Here is a 5,960-nt window from a genome sequence, read left to right on the forward strand (position 1 = left end):
CCAGCTCGCTGAAACCGAAGTAATCGACGCGCTGCCAATCAGCGCATAACAGGCTCATTGCCGGACCGGAAAGCTGTAACTGAATTTACACCACCTTGACGGACTCGACCTCGGGTTGGCAGCCATGGCCGCTATGCGGGCCAGGTCAATCTGAAGTACGGGCAGGAGCCTGGGGTACAGTTTTATACGCACATTTCAGACCTGTACAGCCCGTTTTACACCAAAGTGATTAGTCGGGTGCGTGACTCCACTCATGTACTTGATGGCCTGCTGTATCACGAAAGTGATCTTGAAATAACGGAGCACTACACTGATACGGCAGGTTTCACGGAACATGTTTTCGCGCTGATGCATCTGCTGGGGTTCGCTTTTGCACCAAGGATCCGGGATCTTCACGACAAGCGGTTGTTTATTCATGGGAAGGTTGATAAATATCCGGCTCTACAGTCAATTATTTCCACAACACCACTGAATATCAAAGAGATAGAAACACACTGGAATGAAATTCTGAGGCTGGCGACCTCAATAAAGCAGGGAACCGTGACTGCTTCTCTGATGCTGAAAAAACTGGCCAGCTATCCGAAACAGAATGGGCTTGCCAAAGCGCTGAGGGAAATCGGTCGCATTGAACGAACACTGTTTATGCTGGACTGGTTCCGCGATCCTTCATTACGTCGCAGAGTTCAGGCAGGACTAAACAAAGGGGAAGCCCGTAATGCCCTTGCCAGAGCCGTTTTCATGCATCGGCTGGGCGAAATAAGGGATCGTGGTCTGGAAAACCAGAGTTACCGCGCCAGTGGACTTACGCTGCTCACTGCCGCGATTACATTGTGGAATACCGTGTATATAGAAAACGCCATTAATTTACTGAAAAAGAAAGGGCTACATATCAATGATCAGTTGTTGTCACACTTGTCTCCGCTGGGCTGGGAGCACATTAATCTGACGGGAGACTATATCTGGCGAAACAATAAAAAGCTGGCTGAAGGGAAGTATCGTCCTTTGCGGCCAGTTGATGTCAGTCAGTACAAAAAATCATCTTAACGTACAATATTTTCCGTTTCCCAAACGGAGCCCATGTTCATGGTCAGGATATTTTTAAAACGCTTTTCCAGTCTCCTAACCATCAAGCGTCTGGCTCGCAGAACCATCTGCTTCTCCCGCTCTGTTGAGCTACATGAAAAAGTCATTGGTGCTTTTATCGAAACATACATGTTCTACTAACTGGAGGCATCACCGTGGACCATTACATCTCTGACAAATCGAAAAGGATAAGTCATTTCAATAGTATGGCCATCAATATAATGATTGATCATGTCAAATGTATAATACAAGTAAGGTATGCTTTGAATTTGCGTTGAACTCCAATAAGGCGATGCTCCTTCACCATTATCTTGGGGTATGTCAAAATATGATTTGAAAAGGTCATTTTTAAGGCAGCTATTTGATGATAGTAAAGATAATTCCTCGATACCTGGCAGTCTCCACCCATTCCCTTGTTTTGTTGCTTCACCAATAGCTTTACTCAAAGTAAGGGGAGTTGGTTCTCCAGTACATCCATTCTCTTTATTCCATTGCATGCCGAAAGTGCAAGCCTGCCATTCAAGGTTGTTTTTAATATCTATCACTGTCGAATTTTCGGTGATGAAATCACACTGAGCATATGTAGACAAACTACTCATAGTTAATGATAAATAGATGAAGATTTTCATTGTTTTCATGATGAAATTTAAGCCATCACAATGAAGTGATGGCTACAGTTAGGTTTATTTAAGGTTATCAATTGCGATTCTTGAAGCTTCTGCGATTACTTTATCCTCATGCTTGGCTTCTTTTTCGTTTTTTGTAGTGTATACAGAAATTATAAGAGGAGCTCGGTTCTTTGGCCAGACTACCGCATAATCATTTGCCGTACCGTATGCTCCGCAACTACCAGTTTTATCGCCAACTACCCAATCGCTTGGTACGCTAGCACGAATACGCGCTGCACCGGTTGTGTTACCCTTTAACCATGTCTGATAGGTTTCCTTTTCACGCTCATTAAGTATGTTACCCAGAGCAAGGGTTTTCAGGCTCTTAGCTACTGCTGCAGGTGTAGATGTGTCACGTTCATCGCCAGGAATTGCTGTGTTTAGATCTAACTCCCAACGATCGAGTCTAAAATCTTTATCTCCAATCGACCGCATGAATTTAGTCATACCCTCAGGACCACCGATATATCGTTCAAGAATAATATTAGTAGCACCATTGTCGCTATATTGTAAAGCGGCAGCAGCCATATCACCTAATGACATTCCATTATCTTTATATTTAGTTGTGATGGGTGAATAGAACTCTAAACTTCTTGTATTATAATTCACGATCTGATTAAGATTTAGTTGATTATCTTGAGAGCCTTTTAATACAGCAGCAGCTAAAAAACCTTTGAAAGAACTACATAATGGAAATCGTTCATTTGCTTTGTACGAAAATGATTTACCTGAGCCAGTGTCTAAAGCGTAGACACCAATTCTACCATTGAAATCTGTTTCAAGGTTTTTAATCTCATCGATTCCCTTTGTATTGGCCTGTGAGAAAAATGATATTGAAACTAAACAAGAGCTAAACAAGATGGCTATTCTACTTGGTTTTACATTAAGTGACATGCTTTTACCTTATATACAATTTTCTATATTAACTAGGACATAGCGGTTATTAACTTTCAACAGAGGGCGATTATACAGTTGTTATTTTTCCTTTGAAGCAATATAATTTTTATACAGTCATAACTTTTTCTTTGGGTTACTATGCGTGCCAGATTACCTTTAAATGCATTACGAGCTTTTGAAGCTTCTGCAAGATATCTAAATTTTACTAAAGCCGGACTAGAGCTTCATGTAAGCCAGGCTGCCGTAAGCCAGCAAGTCAGAACACTTGAACAGATGCTTGGTGTGGCTCTTTTTACAAGAGTACCGCGTGGGTTACAGTTGACAGACGAAGGCCTGCATCTTTTGCCTTCGATTACAGAAGCTTTGCAGATGATGAGTTCTGCCATGGATAAATTCCATGAAGGTAAGATTAAAGAAGTGCTTACTATTGCTGTCGTTGGGACTTTTGCAATAGGTTGGCTCCTTCCTCGGATTACTGAGTTCCTTAATGAAAATCCATGGATTGATATTAGAATTTTAACGCATAATAACGTTGTCAATCTTGCCGCAGAAGGTATTGATGCATCTATTAGATTTGGAACAGGCGGCTGGATTAATACGGAAAATATTTTACTCTTTCAGGCGCCGCATACAGTATTATGTTCCCCGGAAACATCCAAGAAACTGTGCATTCCATCAGACTTAAAAAAAGTTTGCTTACTGCGTTCCTATAGAAAGGATGAATGGAATAATTGGTTTAAAGCTGCTGGGATCGACTCTTGGACTGTTAACGGGCCTATCTTTGATTCTACAAGACATATGATAGATGCTGTAAAATTAGGTGATTATGCAGCATTAGCTCCTTATCATATGTTTCAAAAAGAATTAAATGAGCGCTCCGTAGAAAAACCTTTTGAAATTTATGTCACGCTTGGCGGTTATTGGCTGACTTTACAGAAATCTCGGGTTAATCATAATAGTAAAGCACTTAATGTTTTTAAAGAATGGATTATCGAGTATAGCAGAGAGTTTGTACTTAAATAAATCCGGTGATGCCTCCAGTTAGTAGAACATTTATTTTCCGATAAAAGCACCAATGACTTTTTCATGTAGCTCAACAGAGCGGGAGAAGCAGATGGTTCTGCGGTTCTCAGGTTGCGTGGGGCGGCCCCGAGAAACACCAGACAGTAGATGTATCTTAAAATAAGAGATAGGCTTAAACATATGTCTAATACTGGTTCTAATTTTGAGATGACAGGAATACTGTTGGGGCAGGAGCTCCGCAAGCGTAAGACTCCGCAGGAAAAAATTGCCATTATCCGGCAGACCATGGAGCCGGGGATGACCGTCTCCCATGTTGCTCGTTTGCATGGCATTCAGCCCAGCCAGCTATTTAAGTGGAAAAAACAGTATCTGGAAGGCAGCCTGACTGCCGTTGCTGCCGGAGAAGATGTCGTTCCGGCATCAGAGCTGTCCGCCGCAAACAAGCAGATCCGTGAGCTTCAGCGCCTTCTGGGTAAGAAGACGATGGAAGTAGAGATCCTGAAAGAAGCCGTGGAGTACGGACAGGCCCGAAAATGGATAGCGCATGCGCCCTTGTTGCCAAAGGACAAGGAATAGCCCAGGTCAGCAGCATTATGGGCGTGTCGCGTGCGCAATTATCACTGCGGGTTCACCGTTCTGCCGACTGGCAGGACGGGCGCACTCTCCGGCGAGATGAGGAAGCAGACGCAGAGGTCCTGTCGCGCATCCTCGGTATCATCAGCGATATGCCCAGCTATGGCTATCGCCGGGTGTGTGGAATAATGCGGAGACAGCTTCGCGATGAAGGTCTTCCCCCGGTGAATGCCAAACGGGTTTACCGTGTGATGAGCGAGCATAATCTGTTGCTGCTGCATGACAAACCACAACGGCCTCAGCGCGAGCATAACGGTAAAATCGCGGTAGCAGAGAGCAACCAGCGCTGGTGCTCAGACGGCTTCGAGTTCGGATGTGACGACGGCGAAAAACTGCGCGTGACGTTCGCGCTGGACTGCTGCGACAGAGAGGCCATAGACTGTGCCGCGAGCACCGGCGGCTATGACAGCATGACCGTACAGGACGTGATGCTGGGAGCCGTGGAGAAGCGCTTCGGAGCGATGCTCCCGGACAAGCCGGTGCAGTGGCTGACAGACAACGGTTCGGCGTATACGGCGCATGACACGCGCAAGTTCGCCGCAGATCTGAATCTGGAAGTCTGCACAACGGCAGTGAGCAGTCCACAGAGTAACGGTATGGCCGAACGGTTCGTAAAGACGATGAAGGAAGACTACATCGCGTTCATGCCAAAACCGAATGTGCGAACGGCGTTGCAGAACCTTGCTGAGGCGTTCAATCATTACAATGAAAACCATCCGCACAGCGCACTGGGATATCACTCCCCGAGAGAATACCGGCGCCTGCGGGCATCGTTAACTTAAGATACAAAAGCTGTCTGGAGATGGCGGGTCAAGATCAGGGCTTCAGACCCCTATAACCACATACTTTATTTGTAAAATTTATCTGAAAAATAAGGGATTTTTTCTTCCCGTTCCACTGAGCGGCAGACCCAGAATTTATTGGCCAATTGACCGGATGAACTCAACATACTCATTGGGTGTTTCTGTCGGCTTAAATTGATCGGCATAAATGACGTATGGATCAATAAAACGCATTTTGCAGGTTCTCGCCGTTTGCACGAAAGGTACCATGAAGTCGTAAAACCAATACATGTTGTAGCCCTCTGGGCCATAGGAGCTTTTAGATCCACCTGTTGTCGGAGCGAGCAACAGCGACTTACAAGCAAGAGCATAATCTTTGCCTTCCACGCCTCCATGATGTGCCCAACCGCTTAGTAAGATGTCATCAATCCACTGCTTCAATAAGCTTGGAGTGGAATACCAATAGAAAGGAAATTGCAAAACGATAGTATTTGCCGTAAGCAACTTTTGGCGATCTTCCTCTAACTTATCATCAGGCAGACCATTATAGGTTGCGTGGCGGTAGCGCTCATAAAGATCAAGAACTTCAATGTCTTTCTCGTTTAAAAGTTTTTCCACCAGACTTTTATTTAAAATAGATTCTTCGAGGTTGGGATGTGCAACGACAACAATGATCATTTATCGAGATGCCTTAGAGGTAAAAGTTAATTTATATTATGATAACTGTGCTGGGGTATTAGACGTCAACTAGTTTTACCGACGTGGGTAGAGTCTTAGTGCGTGGTGTAAATTCGGAAGGATGGTGAGAGCCATCGGCTTATCCGGTAAGGTAATGGTTAATCAGACAATTATCTTAGAAGGAGTCAACCGATGG

General features: G+C 44.5%; 6 protein-coding genes and 2 pseudogenes. 4 read left to right on the forward strand and 4 right to left on the reverse strand.

The genetic code is table 11. The features are described 5' to 3' along the window. Positions 1-111: 111 nt before the first annotated feature. Positions 112-1,044 (forward strand): annotated as a pseudogene (locus USG84_RS23910) (Tn3 family transposase); the annotation flags it as partial. Between the two features lie 33 nt (positions 1,045-1,077). Next, positions 1,078-1,224, forward strand: a complete 147-nt coding sequence (locus USG84_RS23915; RefSeq protein WP_265095234.1) for an IS1 family transposase — start codon at positions 1,078-1,080, stop codon at positions 1,222-1,224. Here USG84_RS23915 and USG84_RS23920 read toward each other — a convergent pair. Together USG84_RS23920 and USG84_RS23925 are read right to left on the reverse strand one after the other, a co-directional pair. After that, entirely contained in the window at positions 1,221-1,721 is a 501-nt protein-coding gene (locus USG84_RS23920; RefSeq protein ID WP_089600867.1) for a DUF1566 domain-containing protein, read from the reverse strand. The genes USG84_RS23915 and USG84_RS23920 overlap by 4 nt on opposite strands. A gap of 45 nt (positions 1,722-1,766) precedes the next feature. Next, on the reverse strand, positions 1,767-2,645 hold the full coding sequence (locus USG84_RS23925) for a carbapenem-hydrolyzing class A beta-lactamase IMI-2 (protein ID WP_032491237.1): 879 nt from the start codon (positions 2,643-2,645) through the stop codon (positions 1,767-1,769). A 141-nt stretch (positions 2,646-2,786) separates the two neighbouring features. Here USG84_RS23925 and imiR point away from each other — a divergent pair, with 141 nt between their 5' ends. Continuing rightward, entirely contained in the window at positions 2,787-3,671 is an 885-nt protein-coding gene (imiR, locus tag USG84_RS23930) for a LysR family transcriptional regulator ImiR/NmcR (RefSeq protein ID WP_089600865.1), read from the forward strand. 30 nt (positions 3,672-3,701) lie between these two features. On the opposite strand, the pseudogene USG84_RS23935 reads toward imiR, so the two are convergent. Then, positions 3,702-3,773, reverse strand: a pseudogene (locus USG84_RS23935) (IS1 family transposase); the annotation flags it as partial. A 105-nt stretch (positions 3,774-3,878) separates the two neighbouring features. On the opposite strand from USG84_RS23935, the gene USG84_RS23940 reads away from it, so the two are divergent. Then, a protein-coding gene (locus tag USG84_RS23940; protein ID WP_123061146.1) for an IS3 family transposase occupies positions 3,879-5,086 on the forward strand; the annotation gives its coding sequence in 2 pieces (ribosomal slippage) (positions 3,879-4,200 and positions 4,200-5,086; 1,209 coding nt in all). 135 nt (positions 5,087-5,221) lie between these two features. Here the strand turns inward: USG84_RS23940 and USG84_RS23945 are convergent. After that, positions 5,222-5,764 (reverse strand): NAD(P)H-dependent oxidoreductase, encoded by a 543-nt coding sequence (locus USG84_RS23945; RefSeq protein ID WP_123061115.1) that lies wholly within the window; start codon positions 5,762-5,764, stop codon positions 5,222-5,224. Positions 5,765-5,960 lie beyond the last annotated feature (196 nt).

The organism is Enterobacter sp. 168J2 (assembly GCF_034107265.1).
Taxonomy (GTDB): domain Bacteria; phylum Pseudomonadota; class Gammaproteobacteria; order Enterobacterales; family Enterobacteriaceae; genus Enterobacter; species Enterobacter nematophilus.